Origin of the sequence: Natronolimnobius baerhuensis (assembly GCF_002177135.1) — an archaeon.
GTDB classification, from domain to species: Archaea; Halobacteriota; Halobacteria; order Halobacteriales; family Natrialbaceae; genus Natronolimnobius; species Natronolimnobius baerhuensis.
In genome coordinates, this window is the sequence record NZ_MWPH01000001.1 from 1,100,945 (window position 1) to 1,121,801 (window position 20,857).

Annotated in this window: 18 protein-coding genes; 10 read left to right on the forward strand and 8 right to left on the reverse strand. The window is 60.8% G+C overall.

Going from position 1 to position 20,857, the window contains the following annotated elements; all coding sequences use genetic code 11:
- The first annotated feature begins 52 nt into the window (after positions 1-52).
- Positions 53-2,923: a pentapeptide repeat-containing protein gene (locus tag B2G88_RS05260; RefSeq protein WP_087714162.1), complete on the forward strand. Its 2,871-nt coding sequence runs from the start codon at positions 53-55 to the stop codon at positions 2,921-2,923.
- 38 nt (positions 2,924-2,961) lie between these two features.
- Here the strand turns inward: B2G88_RS05260 and B2G88_RS05265 are convergent, their stop codons facing one another.
- Entirely contained in the window at positions 2,962-3,351 is a 390-nt protein-coding gene (locus B2G88_RS05265; protein ID WP_087714163.1) for a CopG family transcriptional regulator, read from the reverse strand.
- A 175-nt stretch (positions 3,352-3,526) separates the two neighbouring features.
- Here B2G88_RS05265 and B2G88_RS05270 point away from each other — a divergent pair, with 175 nt between their 5' ends.
- Complete coding sequence (locus B2G88_RS05270) at positions 3,527-3,778, forward strand: MTH865 family protein (RefSeq protein WP_087714164.1); 252 nt, start codon at positions 3,527-3,529, stop codon at positions 3,776-3,778.
- Positions 3,779-3,954: 176 nt separating this feature from the next.
- Positions 3,955-6,099 carry a bacterio-opsin activator domain-containing protein gene (locus tag B2G88_RS05275; protein ID WP_087714165.1) on the forward strand — a complete coding sequence of 715 codons (2,145 nt, stop codon included), beginning with the start codon at positions 3,955-3,957 and terminating at the stop codon, positions 6,097-6,099.
- Positions 6,100-6,132: 33 nt separating this feature from the next.
- Here the strand turns inward: B2G88_RS05275 and hutH are convergent, their stop codons facing one another.
- Entirely contained in the window at positions 6,133-7,743 is a 1,611-nt protein-coding gene (hutH, locus tag B2G88_RS05280) for a histidine ammonia-lyase (protein ID WP_087714166.1), read from the reverse strand.
- Positions 7,744-7,859: 116 nt separating this feature from the next.
- Here hutH and B2G88_RS05285 point away from each other — a divergent pair, with 116 nt between their 5' ends.
- Positions 7,860-8,213, forward strand: a complete 354-nt coding sequence (locus B2G88_RS05285; RefSeq protein WP_054863529.1) for a DsrE family protein — start codon at positions 7,860-7,862, stop codon at positions 8,211-8,213.
- A gap of 116 nt (positions 8,214-8,329) precedes the next feature.
- On the opposite strand, the gene B2G88_RS05290 is transcribed toward B2G88_RS05285, so the two are convergent.
- Entirely contained in the window at positions 8,330-9,508 is a 1,179-nt protein-coding gene (locus tag B2G88_RS05290; RefSeq protein ID WP_087714167.1) for a tRNA sulfurtransferase, read from the reverse strand.
- Between the two features lie 124 nt (positions 9,509-9,632).
- Positions 9,633-10,199 carry a DoxX family protein gene (locus B2G88_RS05295; protein WP_087714168.1) on the reverse strand — a complete coding sequence of 189 codons (567 nt, stop codon included), beginning with the start codon at positions 10,197-10,199 and terminating at the stop codon, positions 9,633-9,635.
- A 141-nt stretch (positions 10,200-10,340) separates the two neighbouring features.
- Between B2G88_RS05295 and B2G88_RS05300 the strand changes: the two genes are divergently transcribed.
- Together B2G88_RS05300 and B2G88_RS05305 are read left to right on the forward strand one after the other, a co-directional pair.
- On the forward strand, positions 10,341-11,021 hold the full coding sequence (locus tag B2G88_RS05300; RefSeq protein ID WP_087714169.1) for a DUF4336 domain-containing protein: 681 nt from the start codon (positions 10,341-10,343) through the stop codon (positions 11,019-11,021).
- A gap of 411 nt (positions 11,022-11,432) precedes the next feature.
- Positions 11,433-13,349 carry a serine hydrolase domain-containing protein gene (locus B2G88_RS05305; RefSeq protein ID WP_087714170.1) on the forward strand — a complete coding sequence of 639 codons (1,917 nt, stop codon included), beginning with the start codon at positions 11,433-11,435 and terminating at the stop codon, positions 13,347-13,349.
- Between the two features lie 24 nt (positions 13,350-13,373).
- Here B2G88_RS05305 and B2G88_RS05310 read toward each other — a convergent pair whose 3' ends face one another.
- Both B2G88_RS05310 and cyaB read right to left on the reverse strand, forming a co-directional pair.
- Positions 13,374-14,579 (reverse strand): methionine adenosyltransferase, encoded by a 1,206-nt coding sequence (locus tag B2G88_RS05310; protein WP_054864142.1) that lies wholly within the window; start codon positions 14,577-14,579, stop codon positions 13,374-13,376.
- A 93-nt stretch (positions 14,580-14,672) separates the two neighbouring features.
- Positions 14,673-15,236, reverse strand: coding sequence for a class IV adenylate cyclase (gene cyaB / locus B2G88_RS05315; protein ID WP_054864143.1), 564 nt, complete (start codon positions 15,234-15,236; stop codon positions 14,673-14,675).
- 93 nt (positions 15,237-15,329) lie between these two features.
- On the opposite strand from cyaB, the gene B2G88_RS05320 reads away from it, so the two are divergent.
- Positions 15,330-16,286, forward strand: coding sequence for an FKBP-type peptidyl-prolyl cis-trans isomerase (locus B2G88_RS05320; RefSeq protein WP_087714171.1), 957 nt, complete (start codon positions 15,330-15,332; stop codon positions 16,284-16,286).
- A 166-nt stretch (positions 16,287-16,452) separates the two neighbouring features.
- On the opposite strand, the gene B2G88_RS05325 is transcribed toward B2G88_RS05320, so the two are convergent.
- On the reverse strand, positions 16,453-17,079 hold the full coding sequence (locus tag B2G88_RS05325) for an RAD55 family ATPase (protein WP_054864144.1): 627 nt from the start codon (positions 17,077-17,079) through the stop codon (positions 16,453-16,455).
- 132 nt (positions 17,080-17,211) lie between these two features.
- Here B2G88_RS05325 and pyrB point away from each other — a divergent pair, with 132 nt between their 5' ends.
- The 3 genes from pyrB (at position 17,212) to B2G88_RS05340 (ending at position 19,745) form a co-directional block, all read left to right on the forward strand.
- The gene (gene pyrB / locus B2G88_RS05330; RefSeq protein WP_087714172.1) at positions 17,212-18,144 is read left to right on the forward strand and encodes an aspartate carbamoyltransferase; all 933 of its coding nucleotides are present in this window, start codon (positions 17,212-17,214) and stop codon (positions 18,142-18,144) included.
- Complete coding sequence (gene pyrI, locus B2G88_RS05335; protein WP_087714173.1) at positions 18,137-18,628, forward strand: aspartate carbamoyltransferase regulatory subunit; 492 nt, start codon at positions 18,137-18,139, stop codon at positions 18,626-18,628. Before pyrB ends, pyrI begins: the two co-directional genes overlap by 8 nt.
- A gap of 271 nt (positions 18,629-18,899) precedes the next feature.
- The gene (locus B2G88_RS05340; protein ID WP_087714174.1) at positions 18,900-19,745 is read left to right on the forward strand and encodes a hypothetical protein; all 846 of its coding nucleotides are present in this window, start codon (positions 18,900-18,902) and stop codon (positions 19,743-19,745) included.
- Positions 19,746-19,860: 115 nt separating this feature from the next.
- On the opposite strand, the gene B2G88_RS05345 is transcribed toward B2G88_RS05340, so the two are convergent.
- Complete coding sequence (locus B2G88_RS05345) at positions 19,861-20,772, reverse strand: hypothetical protein (RefSeq protein WP_087714300.1); 912 nt, start codon at positions 20,770-20,772, stop codon at positions 19,861-19,863.
- Positions 20,773-20,857: the final 85 nt, after the last annotated feature.

A 20,857-nucleotide genomic window follows, 5' to 3' on the forward strand; every position in this document is an offset into this window, starting at 1 on the left:
GCCGGACGAGTGGCGATAACTGTTATGCGATGGTCCTGCGTACCGACCGGTCGTGTGCGACAGCGACACCGTCTGTGAGTACGTGGCTCGAAAGGATGAACCGGAAACGTGGCATGGGGACGAGCCAGCGCAGTGGACGCTCGACCAGCGGGTGGATCGAGGGGGCCTCGACGCAACGGCCTGGGCGTGCCCGCACCCACCGATGACGGCTGGCGGTGATGCTGATGCCGGTGGCACCGATGTTGGCGACGACGAGGGACAGCTCGAGGGCGACCGATACTGCGTCTTTCATACACCACCGGACGACCGGCCCACCGACATCGACGAGCGGGCTGAACTGCTGGACGCGATTGATGCAGCCGGAGAGGGGACGCGAACCGATCAGCCAGAACACCGCGGACAGTTCGTCGGGGCGACGTTCGAGTCGGTCGAGGCAACCGATCTCGAGTTCGTCGCGGACGAGAATCGGGATATTCGGTTCGATCACGCCGTCTTTCGCGGTGGCGAGGACGGCGTCTCGTTCGAGGGGGCAACAATACGGACGACCGGAGAGCAGCCGGTTTCGTTCGCCGGTGCGACGTTCATCGCTGAGGATGGCGACGTTTCGTTTGAGGGAGCAACGGTCAGAACCGACGGCGACGGAGACATCGTCTTCGACGGTGCACGCTTTCGCGCCGGAGATGACGGGAACGTTCGGTTCGACGACGCCACGTTGATGACCGCTGCGGATGGCACGATATCGGCGCGGAACGCGACGTTCACTGCTGAGGCGGGGCTCTCTTTCGATGGCCTGATAGTCACCACGGACGGGTCGGGTCAGGTCTGGTTCTACGATACCGACTTCGTGGCCAAAGGGGACGCGGGCATCTCGTTTGAGGATACAACGTTTTCGACTGCCGACGAGGGCAACGTCTTCTTCCACGACCTGACATTCCGCGCGACGGCCGGTCCTGTCTCGTTCGTCGATTCAACATTCGCTCCCGGCTCGAGCGGGATAGTCTCGTTTCACGATACGGCGTTTGCCACCGCGGGCAACGGGGCCGTCGCGTTCGACGACGCGACGTTCCGCACCGAGGGCGCAGGCAACCTTTCGTTCGACGAGGCGGCGTTTACGACCACCGGAAGCGGGAACGTCCGGTTCGTCCGCGCGACATTTGAGACCCACGGCGAGGGAGATCTCCGGTTCAACGAGGCGACGTTTCACACCGAGGGCACAGCGAACGTCTCGTTCTACGACGCCACGTTCGAGTCCGACGGACCGGGAGCCCTCTCGTTCGACGAGTCAGTGTTTCTCGTCGGCGGCAAAATCTCGTTCAGCGACGCAACGTTCGTCGCATCGGACGGGACAGACCTCTCGTTCGAGGAGGCGACGCTCGAGGCGTCGAAACGGTTGTTTTTCGACGACGCAGAGATCATCGCCGCCGGTGGGTGCATCTCCTTCGAGAAGACGACGGTTACCGCGACCGGCCCCCAGAGCGTCTCGTTCGATGGCGTGGACCTGCGCGCGGACGACGGCGACGTGACCTTCGCCGCCGCGCGGTTCAGGGCTGACGGCGATGGACACGTGTCGTTCGTCGATACGGACGTCGTCACCGATGCCGAGGGCACGGTAACGTTCGCCGACTCGAGGTTCGCCGCTTCGGGTACCGGTCACGTGCGATTCGACGAGACCAGTTGGTACGGCCGGGTCTCGTTTGCAGACAGTATCTTCCGTTCGGAAACGTCGTTTCGCAACCAACGGTGTGATGGGACAACGGATCTCTCGTTCGCCGGTGGACGGATGGAGTCGTCGTTCGCGTTTACTGCAGCCGACTGGACGCAGGGCCAGTTCGACTTCAGCGGGGCGACCTTTCGCCGCAAACCGGACTTCCTGGGGGAGCCAAACGGCCGTTCGACGGAATTTACAAACAGCGAGCGAACGCCTGTCTTCGGCGAGCGAGTCGATTGTCGCGACACGACGTTCCTCGCTGGCGTGGATTTGAGCGATGCGATACTGCCCGCGGACGCCTCGTTTGATCGTGCAGATCTCTCGAGTGCGGACTTCGTCAATTCGGATTTCACGGGCGACGAGGACGCATCGCAAGCCTCGTTCGAGAGAGCGGACCTGTCGGGAGCCAATCTGTCGAGAGCGGTTCTCGTGGGGGCCTCGTTCGAAGGTGCGCGACTCAGCAGGGCACACCTGCTGGATGCAAACCTCGTTGGTACCGCCCTGTACGGCGCGTTACTCGGGGATGCGCGGATTAATCGTAAAACACAGTTCTGGCCCGAAACCGAGACGAACGGCTGGCGGCAACTCCTCTGTTCCCCCACGGAACCGGTGCTTCGACGCAGTTCCCTCCAGCGCCTCAAGACGGGCGCTCGCGGTGGAACGTTGCCATACTGTGTGTACGACCCTCGATATCCTCACTCGAACGAGGACGTCGCGTCGGACTGCGCCGTGACGAGCGAGGCCGACGCCGTAGAGAAGGCTGCCGAGACGTACGGTACCCTCGAGTCGGTCGCCCGCGAGAACAGTCTGTCTCGGCTGGCGAGTCAGTGCTTTCTCGGCCGCAAGGACATCCAACTCCGGAAGTATCGACGGGAAGCCAACTGGCAAATGGTATGCCGGTCGATTGTGCCGAGTGTCGTCGCCCGGTACGGTGAGAGCCCATGGCGCGTACTCGGAACGGGGACGCTCACGGTCGTCCTCTGTGGGCTGGCGTACTGGGCGTTCGACCTCATCGAGCAGATCGGCGGCGAGAGCGGGTCGATCTCGCTGTTCGATGGACTCTACTTTAGCGCGCTCACGTTCACGACGCTCGGGTATGGTGATTTCAGACCGACAACTCGCGGTGGACAGGTACTGGCAGTCGCGGAAACCGCCTCAGGTGTGATCTTGCTCGCCATCTTGGTGTTCGTCTTCGGTCGGCGAGCGACACGCTGAGTGGAAGTCAGAGCGATATCGCAGGAAACAAATTCCGTTTACGTTGAGGCGCCTCGATAGGTCCCGAGTAGTTCCTCGAGGATAATACACTCCTGATCGGTGGAGTCGTAGTGGGTATCGATGTAGCGCTCGGCCGCCTCGTAATCGCCTCGAAGGCCGTGTTTCCGGACGGTGATGACGGCATCGAGGAAGAAGGTGCCGCCGTCGGTGCCGAGTGCTTTTGCGTGGTCCGCTCGAGAGATATCGAGTTCAGATTTGATCTCGTCGAAATTGAACGTCTCGACTTCGTGTTCAGCGTTGACAAGCGTCAAGACGTACTCTGCGGAGAAACGATAGAACTCGGATTTACTCTCGAACATACCGTCGTCGACGAGTGCGTCGATTTCATCGACGACTGCGTCGGGGTACCTGACGGTATCTTTAGCCATGTCCTGACAATCCACACCGCTGATTAATTACTGTTTCGAACAGTAGTTGACAGGTCAACAGGATTAGTCCGCTCATACTGATAGCGAGTGAACTCGAGCGTGTTACTCGGAGACGGGACTGGGGACACCAACTACCCACAAATTTATTATTTATCGTGTGTAACGGTGGAGTACAATGTCTGCTGAAGATGACCTCCGCGAACAGATGATCGACGCCTTCAAAGGCGCTAGCTACCCCGTCTCGAGTCCGATGGATCTCGTCCCTGCGCTGCCGGATGGCCCCGGAACGAAATTCGAGACAGGCGACTTCTCGATGACGGCAATGGAGCTGAACACGAAGACATCCGGCGGGGACTTCCCGTACGATGAACCGGAGCCACTCGTCGACGACATTATACAGGACCTGAAAGATCAGAACGAACTCTAAGGTCCGCCCGCGAACACGAGCCCACTGGAGCGTCTCGACTGGAGTACGATCACGCGGGATCGAACCACGGTCACTGAGTCAGGTAGTGAACCACTACCTTTTTATTCCAACGCGGTGTCTTGAGCAGAAAGGGGAGTGGCGTCACGAACAGGTGTGGGTGAGGACCACCGGTGGGTATGACAACAAAACCTAACAGCGGACCAATCGTGCTCGTCACGAGGTCACACGACCGTGAGAGTCGTCTGGGCGAATCACTCGAGCGTGCAACCGACCGGACGGTTCACTCGATTCCACTCACTGCACTCGACCTCGAGGACGACGTCAATTCCGACGGGCCACAGCACCGGGAGACCGACTTCGATGCCACGACCGGCGGTGCAGGCCACGACACGAGTGGTATCGAGACGCAATCAACAGTGGAATCCAACGACGGCCTCCGGCAGTTTCTCACGCCCAACAGCGCCACGGACCTGACCCCACTTGCGCAGTCGCCGGCAGCGCTCGTCTTCGAACTCACTACACCCGAGCGACTTCGTGCGATGTTGCGAGCAGTCGAGGAGCGAACATCCTCGATTCCAACCGTTGTGGCACCGCCATCGGGGAGTGAAACATTGGCGACAATCGCAGTTCGGACGGACGCTGACGAGTACATCCCCGCCGACAGCGACGAGGCGATAGAGCGGATTCTCGAGACAGCCTCGAGTGCACCATCCACGACCGAATCGGCGGTCGACCACGACTACCACCGGATTCTGGCCGACGAACTCCCGGATGAGGCGTTCGTCATCAGCGAGAATGGCACCTATCTCGAGGCCCAACTCAGACCCGAATCCGCCGAACAGTACTCAATGGGATCGACAGAGTTGATTGGGGCACATCTCACCGATGTCTTCTCCGATGACATTGCAACGGACCTCCAACACTGTATCGACGAGGCGATTCAGACGGACGAGATTCAAACCGTCGAGTACGATGGCGAGACAACCAACGGCAGCCAGCGATTCGAAGCCCGAGTCGTTCCAACCGACGAGCGACTCGATGGCCACCGCGCAGTCGTCTGGCTCGCTCGAGACATCACAGAACGCGCCCAACGCGAGCGCCAACTCCGGGCGCGCCAGTCCGAACTCGAGACACTCAACCGGATCAACGCAATCGTTCGTCAGATCATCGAAACACTCGTCGAAGCGCCAGCACGGGAGACCATCGAGCGCGAGGTCTGTGAGCAACTCGTCGACTCCGAACTATACAGTGGCGCTTGGATCGTCGAACGAACCGGCAACGACGGCCTCTCACACCGGATCGAAGCCGGCGATGCACAGTTGTATCTCGAGTGTGCACGTAACATTGAGGTCGACCACGAGCGCCCCGTCGAACGGGCCGCACGGACCGGCGAGGTGCAGATGGTCAATCACATTCTCGAGACCGAGCCGTTGCCCGACCCCCTCCAGACTGCCGCACAAAAAAACAATGTCCGCGCTGCGATTGCGGTGCCGATCACCTACGAGGACGTTACCTACGGCGTTCTCACCGTGCTCGCGAGCCGAAAGGATGCGTTTACGACCAGCGAAACAGCCGAGTTCGAGCTGCTCGGTGAGACGATTGGCTTTACGATTATGGCCGTCAAAAACCGGCAGCTACTGCTCGCCGACACCGTCGTCGAACTCGAGTTTCGGATCGACGGCGGCGACTCGTTCTCGTTCGATCTCTCGAGAAACTACGACTGTACGTGTTCGCTCGAGTGGGCCGGGGCGACCGCAAGCGGCCGAACGTACCAGTACGTCACCATCGACGGACTCGAGGGAGAGACCGTCCTCGAGGCGGCACAACAACACGACTCCGTCGAGGAGTGTCGGCTGATCCACGACGGCATTCAGCACTGTACAGTCGAGATGCGACTCGCAGAATCAGGCGTCAGGACGCTGACGAATCACGGGGCAACGATTCGCGATATTACGGTCGAAGACGGCGTCGGAACCTGTCTCGTCGACGTGCCACAACATGCAGATATTCGAGAGGTTGCCGACGCGCTGGCGATGATCTACGAGGACACGGAACTCGTTGCACGCCGCGAAGTCGACCGCCCGGTACGAACCGCCGCAGAGCGGCGAAATCGGATTCTCGACGAACTCACGGATCGACAGTTGACGACGCTGCGACTGGCGTACTACGGCGGGTTCTTCGATTGGCCCCGCGAAAGTACCGGCGAAGACATCGCTGATGCGATGGACGTCTCACCACCGACGATGCACCAGCATCTCCGCAAGGGACTCAAATCGATTCTCGGCGAGTTCTTCGAGGAAGGCGGCGGCACGACTGAGTAAGCATCCACGTCCAATTTCGCGGCCTGTCGATTCTCACTGAATAGAGATGGCACCGTCCTCCTCGAGCGCCGCAGTCACAATCCCATCCTCGAGGAGTGCGACGACGGCCTCGATATCGGGCCGCACTGGCCGATCACCGGTCGCTGCGAGCGGCGGGACGACCTCGCGAACCAGTTCGCGGGCGGCCGCCGTGCCAGCGCCGAGCGAGAGTGCCTCATCACTCTCGAACGCATCGTCGAGATAGTCGGCAGCCTCGGTCGCACAGACCAGTTCGGCGGCGACGACCCAGCGTGCCGACTCGAGAGCATGTCGGACATTGAGTGCCGAGTGCGCGCTCATGCTCACGTGATCTTCCTGTCCGCCGCTGACTGGCACGGTATCCGTCGATGTAGGCCCGAGCGAGCGAATGTCGGTACACTGTGCCGCAGCCGTGTACTGGGCGATCATGTAGCCCGACTCGAGGCCGCTGTCGGCCGCAAGAAACGGCGGGAGGTGTGGCTCCTGCAGATTCGGATTGAGAAGTCGGTCGATGCGGCGCTCACTGATCGCTGCGAGATCCGCAAGTGCGAGTCGCACGTACTCGAGGCGGAGGGCAAGCGGCGTGCCGTGGAAGTTGCCGCCCGAGAGCACGGCAGCGCGGTCGGTACCCGATGCCCGGTCGTCGACGCGGTCGGCGGCAAAGACGAGCGGGTTGTCAGTCGCGCTGTTGAGTTCAACTTCGACGGCGGCTCGAAGGTGCGAAATCGCGTCGCGAACCGCGCCGTGAACCTGCGGGAGACAACGCAGCGAGTAGGCGTCCTGCACGCGGTCGCAGTTTCGATGTGCCTCGACGACCTCGCTCCCTGCAGTAAGCGCGCGGACGTTCGCCGCGCTCGCTTGTTGGCCGGTGTGTGGACGAACCTCGTGAATCGCCGGCTCCGACGTTGCTGTCGTCCCGAGCGTCGTCTCCGTCGTCAGCGCACCTGCTGTATCAGCCGCGGTGACGAGTCGCTCGGCGTCGACCACCGCAAGTGCCGCGAGCCCGGTCGTTAATTGCGTCCCGTTGATCAGCGCCAGCCCTTCCTTTGGCTCGAGCGTCAGGGGTTCGAGGCCGATCTCCTCGAGCGCCCGTTCGCCGGAGATGCGCCGCGGTGTGTCCGAGTCGGCTGCATCGAGGTCGGCTTCGCCCTCGCCGATGAGCACTAGCGAGAGGTGGGCAAGCGGCGCGAGGTCGCCACTGGCACCGAGGCTACCACGAGCGTAGACGACCGGGTGAACGCCCTCGTTACACAACTCGAGGAGGTGATCGACGACGCGTTCGCGGATCCCCGAATAACCCGTGACGAGGGAGTTAATCCGCGCGACAAGCATCGCACGGACCTCCTCGCGGGCGAGTTCTCGACCCGCGCCGGCCGCGTGGCTTCTCAACAGGTTGACCTGCAGTTGCTCGCGCTTTTCCGGCGGAATCCGCTCATCGACCAGTTCGCCAAAGCCGGTGTTGATCCCGTAGACGGCTTCGTCGCTTTCGATAACGTCCTCGACGCGCTTTCGGGACGTCCGAACGCGCTCGCGCGCATCGTCAGCGATTTCGACGCGCTTGTCGCCTCGAGCGACTGCGGCGACATCCTCCGGCGTGAGCGTTTCGCCGTCGAGAACGACGGTCATCGGCGGCCACCCCGGATGGCTCGCCGTGGAGCAGCGGTGCTCGAGTAAGTCGGTCTGAGACAACAGGCACACGAGCGCACAAGAGTGAGGCGGATGGCGTCGTAACTGGCTGTTGTATGCCAGACGCAGCTATCGTCGTGCTCGCCGGTACTGACTCGCCTGCCGAACTTGGCCGCGTCGTCAACGCGCTCCAGACCGCCCAGGAGTTCGACGAAGCAGGCGACAACGTCGAAATAATCTTCGACGGAGCGGGAACGCAGTGGGTCCCCGAACTCAAAGACGACGACCACGACTATCACGACCTCTACGACGGGCTGACCGACCTCATGTCGGCGTGTCACTACTGTGCGAACGCCTACGACGTTGCCGACGAAATCGAAGCCAGTGCGGCCGACCAACTCGACGAGTACGAGGGCCATCCGAGCATCCGCTCGCTCGTCGCCGACGGCTACGAAGTCATTACGTACTGACGCCGTGGCCCGTCCTCGAGCGCCGACGCCGTCCGCAGCACCTGCAGTGGCGAATGCCGTCTCCATGATACCTACTTACACCCGGCATCGTGAAGGACATTCGGGTGCCCGTCGACTTACGGTTCGACGAGTTCCGCATCGGCCGCGACGGCTTCAGCGCGCTCGAGCAGGTCATCGGGTTCGTGCTCGAGCAACTGTGCAAGTCGGGCGTTGGTCTCGACCTGATCGGGGGCGACGCGATTACAGCCAGCGTTGATCGTCGACTGCGTGTAGGTATCGATCTCGCGCGCCTGTGCGACGATTTCCTGTTTGTCTCGAGTGAGCAGCGGCCGGTGAATCGGAAGCGTGGTGGCGCGGCTGGTCACCGCGAGGTTCTGCATCGTCTGGCTCGATTTCTGGCCGACGGCTTCGCCCGTGACGATGCCGGGGGCGTCGACGCGCCCGGCGAGTACCTCGGCAGTGCGGTAGAAGAATCGCCGCAGCGAGAGCATCCGCCCCTGTTCCATCTCGGTGACGAGCAGGTCGACGATCTCGCCGCCGGGAACCTTGTACACCGGCATATCGAAATTCGGTGCGTACCGCGAGAGCGTACCCACCGTCTCCATCGCGCGTGCCTCGTGATCGATGCCGCCGTAGGCCCCGAGATCGACGTACACCGGGACAATCGGGCTGCCACGGCACATCATCTCGTAGGCTGCAACCGGCGAGTCGATCCCGCCGCTGATCAGCGAAATAACGGGTTCTTGCGCACCAAGGGGAAGGCCACCGGGTCCGTCGACTGTCTCGAGGTACAGAAACGCGATGTCCTCGCGAACCTCGATCCCGAACGTGAGATCCGGATCGTCGAGGTCCACTTCTGGCTCGAACTCGTCTTCGACGGCCTCCCAGATGGCCGTCCCGCCCTCACGCGCCAGGTCCTCGCTGCTGTAGGGAAGCGTCTTGTCCGCTCGCCGGGCGTCGACCGCGAACGTGCCGCCCTCGTAGCACGCCTCGGCCATCGACTCGAGTGCCTCGAGAATCCGCGCTTTCTCGATACTCGTCGTCACGCAGGGACTCACCGAGACGACGCCAAAAGCGTCCGCCGCAGCCTTGGTCGCCGCGTCAATGGCGTCTTCGTCCGTGTGAATCAACGGCCGGTTCCAGCGGCGTTCGACCTCGCCGGGGATCGACCGGTCCTCGAGCAGCGCCTCGAGATTCTCGATGAGGAGTCCTTCCATCTGGCGCTTGACCCTGTTGCTCTTCGTGTTCAGGTCGCCATGGCGAACGAGGACGGTGTCGGCTCCCGGCGGGTGCATAGCCATGGATAGATGACTGTAGCTATAAGGGGGTTACGAGGTGGCGGGTCGTCTCACTGGAACGGGAAACAGTGTAAAAATGAGGTAACGGCCCGAATCCGAGTCGAAAGCCAGTACTATGCGGTTATCCGAGGATGTATCGGAGTTTCGGGTACTTCTCGACCAGTGTCTGGCTTCCAACCTGGATGGTCTCGATGTAGCGGTCCGCACCGAGGATCCGTCCGGCCCCGAAGGCTGCCAGGGCCAGGAACAGGACGGCGTAGATCAGCGTCGAGTCGAACAGCGCCAGAATGTCTCCCTCCCAGCCGCCGAGGTAGAACATCATCATTTGGATGGCCCCACCCAGCGCAGCCAGGCGTAGGAGACCCCCGACGATCAGCCCGATGCCGATCAGGATCTGTGTGGCCGGGACGACGACGTTGATGATCTCAAGCAACGCAGCGTTGCCCGCCATTGCCCCAAAGAGGCCGCTAACGGGGCTTGCCGGGTCGACACCGTGGACCAAGAAGCCACTCGCATCGAATGCCTCGCCGCTGACAATCGCCAATTTGCCAAGGCCGGCAAACAGTATCATTCCGCCCAGCAGGAATCGGAGCGCAACGACAAACCACGCTGACAGGGCGTGTGGCTGGCCCTCGAGTGAGATTCCTGCATAGCGGCTTTCGAGTCGGTTTCGGGTTGTTGTGGACATAGTCAGTCAACTCCTTCTATTTCAAACGAGGGCGGATACACCCTTGAACGGAGAGCCATATTCCTGTCCGGTGGGAACTGATAGGATTCTACTCGGGGTCGAGAGTGAGCTATATAGTCTCATTCGTCAATACAAGAACCAATGTTCACACAACGCGGAGAGCGGTGCTGGACCTACGAGGAACCGCTCCGGTTTTTCGGCCTCGAGATCGGCCGGATCATGTCCGTGATGAAACTCTCGAGCGGCGGGCTGTTCGTCCAGTCACCAGCCGAGTTGACCCCCGAACTGAAAGCGCAGTTAGACCAACTCGGCGAGGTCCGGTTCGTCGCAGCGACGAGCAAACTCCACGGCCACATGTACATGGAGCAGTACCGAGCGGCGTATCCGAACGCCGAACTGTTAGCTGCCCCCGGACTCGCTGCGCGACGGACCGATCTCCGATTCGATCACCTGCTGGGCGATGCGCCCGATCCGCGGTGGGGAACCGACATCGATCAGGTAGCCGTCGCCGGTCACCGGTGGCTCACCGAAATCGCCTTTTTCCACCGGCCGAGTCGGACGGTCATCCTCGGCGATATGGGCTACCACATCGGCGACAGCAGCCCGCTGAAAACGCGGTTGATCGCTCGCGCGTTTCAAATTTACAAGCGGATTAGCCCGCCACTCGAGGTCCGGGCGACAATCGTCAACGAGGAGACGTTCAGGCGGTCGATCCAGGATATCCTCGCCTGGGACTTCGACCGCGTCATCCCCGGCCACGGCGAGATCATCGACAGCGACGGGAAGACAGCCGTCGCTAACGGGTACGACTGGCTCGTTTAGGCCTCGAGAAACAGTGCGAAGGCACCTCGAGATGCTCGAGGTGCAGTCCGTGTGGCGTAGCCTGCCGTGTTCGTATTCAGATCACCATCGCGAACGGTGACTGTATAGTAGCCACTGCAAGTCAATACACACCTGATCGACAGACGGCTCGGCGATCAGTGTGTACATAGTTGCAGTTGTTACTATAGCGGGTCAATCAGGGTACTCGTTCGATCCCATCGGCATAGGAGTCGCTGATTGGCAGGGGTAGCCAAATGGAACAGTTGCTACCCTCTGTCATGTGGTAGCAATGATCAGTTAGTTGAACCGTGTGCTAGAACTTCGGCTGGACTCTCAAAATCATTTCGGCTAGCGGACAGTTATCGGTGTTTCAGTCAGAATATGTTTCCGTAGTAAGTAGTTCGACGTGCTATGCCCACCTCCTACTCACGGCGGGGCGTCCTTGCAGGAGCCACCGCAGTGGGCGTGACGGCCGCAGCCGGTCGCGTTCCGACCGCCGCGCAGGCGACCCCCGACGAACCGCCTGATCCTGACGGGGACGACCTCGAGTCGTTCGTCGACGATGCCATCGACTCGACACTCCAGGCGCACAACGTGTCGGGTGCCGTCGTCTCCGTCGTCCACGACGGTGCTGTCGCGCTCGAGAGCGGCTACGGCGAAACGTCGTTCGACGGTCGAGCAGTCACCCCGGACGAAACACCGGTCCACACGGGGTCGGTCTCGAAGGCTGCCACGTACACCGCGGCGATGCGCCTCATCGATGACGATGCGATTGATCCCGACGTGGACGTGAATCAGTACCTCGAGTCGGTGTCAGTGCCGGAGACGTTCGACGAGTCGATCACGCTCACGCATCTGGCGACACACACCGCCGGCTTCGAGCCGCGGATGCGAAACGACACCGTCGCGGATCCCGATGCCCGCCAGCCCCTCGCGGAATCGGTTGGCACCTATCAGCCGAGTCGCCTTCGACCACCCGGTGAAGTGATGGGGTATACGAACTATGCACCAGCACTGACCGGTCAGGTGATCACTGACGTTGCCGGCATGCGATTCGCCGACTACGTCAATGACGCGATTTTCGACCCGCTCGGCATGGACCGAACGACGTTCGATGTCATCCCAAACCACGTCGATGATGAAACTCGCGAAGGGATTCGACGAGACCTTCAGTTTCACTCGAACGTTCCGCCCGCATCGGGGATGTGGTCGACCGGGAGCGATATGGCCCAGTTCCTGCTCGCTCACCTCGAGGGCGGCGCGACCGACACTGGACGAATGCTTTCCGAAGACGCCACGACGGCGATGCACGAACAGTGGTTTACCCCACACGAAGAACTCGAGCGGATGGCGTTCGGACTCTTCGTGCGAACGCGCGACGATATCCGCCTGCTCTACCACGGCGGCGGGGGAATGGGATATCACAGCCAGTTCCTCCTCATCCCTGAACTCGATCTCGGACTGTTCGTCTCGTTTCAGGGCGCTACGCCCGGACCGGCCGTCTCGGAGTTCGAAGACGAGTTTCTCGACCGGTATGTCCCGACGACTGATGCAGAATTGACTCCCGACGGGCGACCCCACCGTGCCGACGACCTCGAGGGGAGCTATCGGGCGTTTATGACCCACGAACTCACAACATACGAGAAGACCCTGTTCTCGGGAACGAGTCCGGGCGTAGACATCTGGATCGACGATGACGGCACGCTAGTTGTAGACGGGAGCAGCCAGTCACGCTGGGTCGAACTCGAACCACTGGTGTTCCGTCGCGTCGACGGCCAAGCGACACTCGTGTTCCACGAAACCGACGGCGAGATTACGGACTTCACGTCCGATAGCGCGGTGTGGACGTACACGCGTACCTCGTGGTACGATGACCTATATACTCAGGTCGGGCTCGGCCTGGGCTCCGCACTCGTCGTCCTCTCTGGGGTCCTCGGGTGGCCGCTCGCCGCCGCAGTTCGCCGGGTTCGCGGTGAGGGCGCGTCACCGACCGGCTCGAGAGGCTCTCACCGCGCTCGACTCACAGCCGGAGGCGCAGGCGCGCTGCTCGTCGGGTTCGTGATCGCGCTGTTTGCCCTCGAGGTCGTGCTTTCGGTTCTTGGCTGGGGATCGCTGGTCAACGCTCCGCCACCAGGCTTGTCGCTTTCGTTCACAGTCCCGATACTCGCAGCGATTGCAACAATTGTCGCAGCATGGTATGCCGTTCAGGCGTGGCGAGAGTCCTACTGGGGAGTCGCCGGTCGCATCCACTACACGGCAGTCGTCCTCGCACTCGCCGTGTTGCTCTGGGTGTTTCGCTACTGGAACCTTATGGGACTGCCAGTATAAATCAGAAACAGTGCGAAAATCGGATTAGAACGTCGAGAGTTCGCCGTCGATGACGCGGCGCGTAATGCCCGTCACGTCGGCGAGTTCCTCGTCGACGATTGTTTCGACGTCGCTCTGGACATCCTCGAGGGAAACACCGTCTGCGGTGACGAGGTGGACGTCAGCGACGTGGGGCTGGTCGATTGGACGACCGATCTGAGAGAGGAGACGCACGCGAAGGTCACGGATGCCGTCGACCTCGCTGACGACTTCCTCGGCGATTTCGGTCGAGAGCAGGTTGTAGATCTTCCCGATGTGGTTGACCGGATTCTTGCCGCTCGTGGCTTCCATCGACATCGAGCGGTTCGGGGTGATGAGGCCGTTTGCACGGTTCCCCCGACCGACGGAGCCGTCGTCGCCCTGCTCGGCGGACGTGCCGGTGACGGTGAGGTAGATCGATCCCTCCTCGTAGTCGTCGGCGGTGTTGACGTGAACGTGGACCTCGCGGTCGGTGTGTTCGGCGGCAACCTCGGCGACGAACTCCCGAACCGATTCGACAGCGTCAGCGTACTCGTCGATATCGGCGATGTGCTGATCGACCATGGCTGCGGCGACGGTGACGTCAATCGTGTCACCTTCGCGTTTGCCCATCAGTTTCACGTCCTGACCGAGATACGGGTTCTCATCGGAGAACTCGCCGTTGAGTCGTGCCTCGGCTTCCGAGACAATCTGCTCCGTCTCCGTCAGCGGCGCATGACCGACGCCGAAACTCGTGTCGTTTGCCATCGGAACGGTGACTTCGTCCTCGCCGAAGACATCCTGCAGGTCACCACTCCCCTCGCCAAGTTTCACGTCGACGACGATGTCCTCACCGATGGTCAGGTGCGGGATCGTCTCCTCGAGGTATTCGCGGGCGGCCCGGAGTGCGATGGTCTCGGCAGGAAACATCTCGCCCTCGTAGCGTTTGGTGGCGCGGCCGACGATCAGCAGATAGATGGGATCGACGACTTCGCCGCCGCCGAAGGCGGGTGCGGCCTCGCCAGCGACGAGTTGCGTTTCGTCCGTATTGAAGTGAAGCACCTTGCCGATCCGATCCAGATACTCGCGTGCCAGCGCGCTAGCGACGCTCTCTGCGACGCCGTCACAGATCGAGTCGGGATGCCCGATTCCTTTTCGCTCAACGATTTCGACTTCTTGATCTTCGACTGCCTGACGGTCGATTGGCTCGACCCGAATGTTCCGCTCGCTCATTATCGAGTCTTGGCAGACCGTGGTTCTATAACTTGCGGAAACAGATTCCGCTCTGAAAATGCGCCGCAGTAATTTCACTCGTCGGCCAACCGATCAGGACTCGAGCAAGAGCCCCAGATATGACGTTCGAAGCTGGTCGTCCGGCTCGAGATCGAGTCGCTCGAGGACAGCATATGCGCCCTCGCGAGCGGGCTCGAGTGCGCCCTCGTGTTCGACATCGGTTTCGACCTCGACGAACTCGCCGACGTCGTCGACGCTGTCGAGGGTGATCGTGTAGGCGAAGTCGTGGGCCTCGAGTGTGAGGTGAAAATGCTCGCGTTCCTTTCGAACCGTTGCGGCCGGCTCGAAGCCCAGATTCGTCAGGACGGCGTCCATCGTCTCGCCGTCCGCAACGCCGGTCTCGTGCTCCTCGCGGCTCTTCGATTCGTCGTCGAGTAGCGGCCCTTTGTACGTCACGCGGCTCTCGGACTCGTCCGTTTCGGACGTCGACTCCCGCCGAATGCGAAGCGCCTCGTCGGTGTCGGGGAAGGATCGATGCGGCGCGTCGTAGTACGTATCCGCCTGTACGACTGTATTCTCGTGTTCGGCACCGAGTGCCTCGAGACGCTCGCGAACGGCCTCGAGATCGGCTGGCACCTTGACTTCAACCTCGTACATAGACTACTCGAGTGGACGGCGAGGGCGAGTAAGTAACGGTCGTTCTCGGGCCAAAGCGTCGTACTTAAATGTGGACGGCGGGACGTACAAGGTATGACCGAGGAACAGGAAGCCGAGCCTGCAGAACAGGCCGATGACGTTGCAGAGGATGTCGATGAAGACGCAGACGGACTCCAGAACGGCGATTTCGTCGAACTGGAGTACACCGCGTACACGAGCGACGGCGACCAGTTGGTCGACACGACCGACCCAGACGTCGCCGAGGAAGAAGGCGTCGACGATCAGGGCCAGGAGTTCAAGCCCCGAACAATCGTTCTCGGAGAGGGCCACATCTTCGAAGACGTCGAAGAAGCCATCACCGGCTCCGAAGCCGGCGACGAGGGCACCGTGACGGTTGCCGCCGAAGACGCATTCGGCGAGTACGATGCTGACAACGTCCAGACCGTCAGCGCCGAGAAGATCGACGAAGACGACCGCTACCCTGGTGCAAACATCCAGATCGACGGTGAGCAGGGCTACATCAGCACGATCATCGGCGGTCGCGCACGCGTTGACTTCAACCACCCACTCGCCGGTGAGGACGTCGAGTACGAGTACGAAATCCTCGGCGAAGTTGACGACCGCGAGCAGAAAGCCGCCGGACTGTTCGAGATGTTCCTCGGGATGGAACCCGACCTCTGGATCGAGACGGACGAGGTCGAAGAGGAAGTTCCAGTCGAACCCGACGAAGACGACGACGAGGACGCCGAACCCGAGTTCGAAACCGAACTCGTCGAGAAAGAGACGCTCTATCTCGAGGCCACGCCCCAGATGACGATGAACCAGCAGTGGATGATGGGCAAACAGCAGATCGCCCAGCAGATTATGGAGAAAGTCGATGTCGACCGCGTCATCGTCCAGGAAGTCATCGACGGCATGGGTGGCATGGGCATGGGCGGTATGATGGGCGGCATGGGCGGTATGGGCGGCGAGGACATCGAGGAAGCCCTCGAGGACGCCGACGTCGATGCTGACGAGATCGTCGAAGAACTCGAAGGCGCAGACGAGTAAGACACTCGACTCGCTCGAAACCGACCACAACCGAACGCACAACGACGATTTTCGGTCCGTCTATCGGACCATCTCTTACACACTCGAGAGCGCTGCCAGCGAAAAAACAAGCAGTGCTAGACGTGAGTTTACACGTGATCAATCTGAACGAGCGAGAAGCCTCGAGTCAGGCGATATCTCGACTCGTGTCGATCTGGACTTCTTCCGTCAACTCGAGTTTGATCGATTCGGTTGGCTGGCCGCCGTTGCGGAACTTCGGAATCGTCAGGCGGTTCTCGAGTTCGGTGCCGGTGACTGTGGTTTCGAGGGCGAAGACGGCGTCAGCGGCGTGGTGGGTCCGCGCCCGGTTCTCGGGTTGAGACTCGCTCTCGAGACAGTGGAGGACGGCAACCGAGCCGGTTTCGATCATTCGCGTTTTGAGATCATTCAGAAAGGAGATGTACTCGTCCATCGGCGCACGCTCTAAGACGTCTACCGTGTCGATAATCAGGTTTGCACCCTCGGGGAGTGCCTCGACGAGTTGGCGTGCCTCCTCAAGTGGGTCCTCACCGCTGATGTGACGAATCGTTGGGGTGCCGATGGAGGACGGTGAATTCTCGAGGGCTCGTTTGACGGCTGGCTTGGAGCGTTCGGTTGTGATGTACAGCGTCCCGCGCGCGGCGGTGAGTTCGTACAACAGCAGTTCGGATTGACTGGCCGGTATCGCCGTATACGAGATAACACAGCCCGGTGGCAAGCCACCGTCGAGTTTCCGGTCGAGGACGTCGATTCCGGTTTCCAGCCGACTCTCCATACGAGGGCGTGTTGCCACAGAGTCTGTATAATTCTTTGCCTTCGTCGGTAGGTCACGCGATCAGGGCTATCGACCGTCGCGGCGATGTCGAATGGAGGGATTCAAGGGGGTTCCGAGAGCGTACACGAACGAATGCGTCACGATCACCTCATCACGAGTAAACAACTCTCGCGGGCGGATATCGAGGCCATCCTCGACCGGGCGGCCGAAATCGACGCTGACCGCGCTGCCGTCGCCGACCGCCACGCGGGATCGCTACTCGGCTTGCTCTTTTTCGAACCGAGTACGCGAACGAAGATGAGCTTCGAAACCGCAATGAAACGCCTCGGCGGCGACGTCGTCGACATGGGCTCTGTCGAATCCTCGAGCGTCAAAAAGGGCGAGACGCTCGCGGATACCGTCCGCGTCATCGAGGGCTACGCCGACGCGCTCGTACTGCGCCATCCCAAACAGGGGGCAGCGAAGATGGCAAGCGAGTACGTCGACGTGCCGCTGTTGAACGCCGGCGACGGGGCCGGCCACCATCCGACACAGACGATGCTTGATCTCTATACGATCCGGGAGAACGCGGGGCTGGATGACCTCACAATTGGTATCATGGGCGACCTAAAGTACGGTCGCACAGTCCACTCACTGGCACACGCACTGACAAACTTCGACACACGCCAACACTTCATCAGCCCTGAGAGTCTGCAACTTCCGCGAGAGGTTATCTACGACCTGCATCAAGCACAGGACGCACAGGTCCGCGAACACGAGACGCTCGAGGACATTCTCCCCTCGCTCGACGTGCTCTACGTGACGCGAATCCAGCAAGAGCGCTTCCCGGACAAAGACGAGTACCAGAAAGTCGCCGGCGAGTATCAGATCGATAAGAGAATACTCGAGGCCGCACGCGACGACTTGACGATCATGCACCCGCTTCCTCGAGTCGACGAAATCGCGCCCGAAATAGACGAGACTGAACACGCGGCGTACTTCGAGCAGGCACACAACGGCGTCCCGGTGCGGATGGCGCTGCTGGATCTCCTCTTGAGCAAGAACGGAGGTGGCGCCGATGAGTGACGACCACGAACATCACGACGGGAACACAGACCACGAACTTCGCGTTAGCAAGATTCGGGACGGCACTGTCATCGACCACGTTCGCGGCGGACAGGCGCTGAACGTCCTCGCAATTCTGGGAATCGATGGCAGCAAGGGCGAGGAGGTCTCCGTCGGGATGAACGTCCCCTCGGATCGCTTTGCGCGCAAAGACATCGTCAAGGTCGAGGGCCGAGAGTTGAGTCAGGACGAAGTCGACGTCCTCACGCTGATCGCACCCGACGCAACGATCAACATCGTTCGCGATTACGAAGTCGTCGAAAAACACCGCGTCGAACGGCCGGACGTCGTCGTGGGCGTGCTCTCTTGTCCGAACGACGGCTGTATCACGACCGGCAACGAACCTGTCACGTCTCGCTTCGATGTGCTCGAGGGTGCAGTTCGGTGTTCATACTGTGAGACGATTGTTCGCGAGGAAATTGCCGCGTTGATCGACACTGCCTGAGACGGATTGTGGTACCGATCTGTATTTGTGACCGTTCTTCATTTCTAGCAGACCATCCAGAATATCTAAGTGTGTGACGACCGAAGTATGACGTGTACATGTCGCGCACACTCAAGATTGTGGTCGCCCTGTTCGTCATCGCTGTCCTCTGGAAAGTCTTCGCCGGCGGCTCCGAAGATATCGAGGTCGACGACGTCGAATTCGAACCAGCAGAATAACACGGAACATCCCGAACCGAACGGCTTACGGGGTCGGCGTCGTACCCTCCACTATGTACGGCGTCGTCACCCGAAACGCCGAGGAAGTCGACTGGCCGGAGTTCGACCGCGGATTCTACGAGGTCAAAGACGTGACCGGCCGGTCCGCCGAACCACTCGAGAACGCAGTAAATATGGTGTCGTGTTTCGGCGATAATGCCGCTGCCGACGCAGACCCATCGCTCGTCCCCGTCGACGACATGGGTCGACCCGCAGACAGAGAACAGCCCTATTTCGACTGGGCCTACATCTGTCCGAGTCGCGAAGACTACCGCGAGGGTCTGCTCGAGATTATCGACGACTGCGCCGCCGAAAATGGAGACGTTCGCCTCGACGACATCGGCTTCCCTCGAGCGGAGTACTGCCGCTGTGGAGTCTGCGAACAGCGCTTTGCGAAGAGCGAGTACGACGACCGCCTCGAGTGGCGTGCAGCCGTTATCACTGATTTTCTCGAGGAGGCCGTCGAGCATATCCCCGGCCGGGTGTACATGACGCTTTATCCCGATCCGTATCCCGGCCACCTCTACGAACGCGCCGGTATCGACCTCGAGGCACTCGAACCCTTCGTCGATGAGTTCGTCGTCCCGCTGTACGATACGGCCTACGAGACGACCTACTGGCTCGAGACGATTGCCAAGGGCTTCGAGAGTGCCCTCGAGACGCCGTTTAGTATCGAACTGTACGCGGTCAACGTCGACATCGAAAATCTGCTCCACGCACTCGAGGTGGCAGACGCGTACGGAAACGATGTGTTCTTCGGCTACGACGCCTCGAACGCGCGGGCGGCGTTGCGTCGACGCCGGGCTGACGACCGCGACGGCGAGTCGTTCGGTGAGCCGGGTTCGGGAGCAGGGAGCTAAGTAGCAACTCGAGTGGTCTCACAAAAGGCTCAATCGTGTCGCCGCGGACCGGAAATTCTGAAGAAACTGAGAGCTGAAAATCTCTTCGACGAGTGTGTACGATGGCAAGCGGTGGTTATCGGGTATCGTCGCCGATGAGGTCGTCATCATCGTCGTCATCATCACCGAGTAACTCATCGTCATCATCGTCGTCGTCCATCAGCCCGCTGTCGTCATCGTCTCCGATCAGGCCATCATCGTCATCGTGTCGCGTCCCACGGTTATCGTCGTCGTCCATCAGCCCGCTGTCGTCATCGTCTCCGATCAGGCCATCATCGTCATCGTGTCGCGTCCCACGGTTATCGTCGTCGTCCATTAGCCCGCCATCGTCATCGTCGTCACCAAGCAATCCATCATCGTCGCCATCGTCGTCCATCATCCCACCGTCGTCATCATCACCGATCAGGCCATCATCGTCATCGTCGTCACCAAGCAATCCATCGTCGTCATCATCGTCCATCATCCCTGTATCGTCATCGCGGCGCATCTCGCTATCATCGTCGCCCATCAGATCGTCATCGTCGTCCGCGATCCCGGCTCCACGGCCCGTATCCGTTCCAGCGCCTGCACCTGCACCGGTGGTTTCGGCCCCGCTTTCGCGGCTCATGTCGGTATCCGTGTCCGTATCGGTATCCATCGCCGAATCAGTCGCTCCCATCCCTGTGTCCGCCGTTTCGTCACCCATTGAGCCAGCACCCGCACCAGCGCCGGCACCAGCACTTGCCCCAGCATCACTCCCACTTCCCTGCAGGTCACTCTCGAGGTGAACTTCGTCGTCGGTCACCTGCGAAACGGCTTCGTGCTGCAGCGGATACGCGTCGTCATCGGTGCCACCCCAGCCGAGTTTGGCCTTGATCGTATCCGTAATGCCGGGGTCCGGTTCGACGTGTGCGGTCCCGTGGTCGACATCTGCAACGATGCCGACGTCCTCGCCATTTGCATTGATAACCGTCTTGCCGATGTCGTCGTCGGTAAACTCTGGACTCATTACGATGTGAGTGTCAACGGAGTCGTCCATGATGGTGGTGCTTGCGGTAGCTTGCGAGCGAATGACAAGTGACCCACCTGTATCT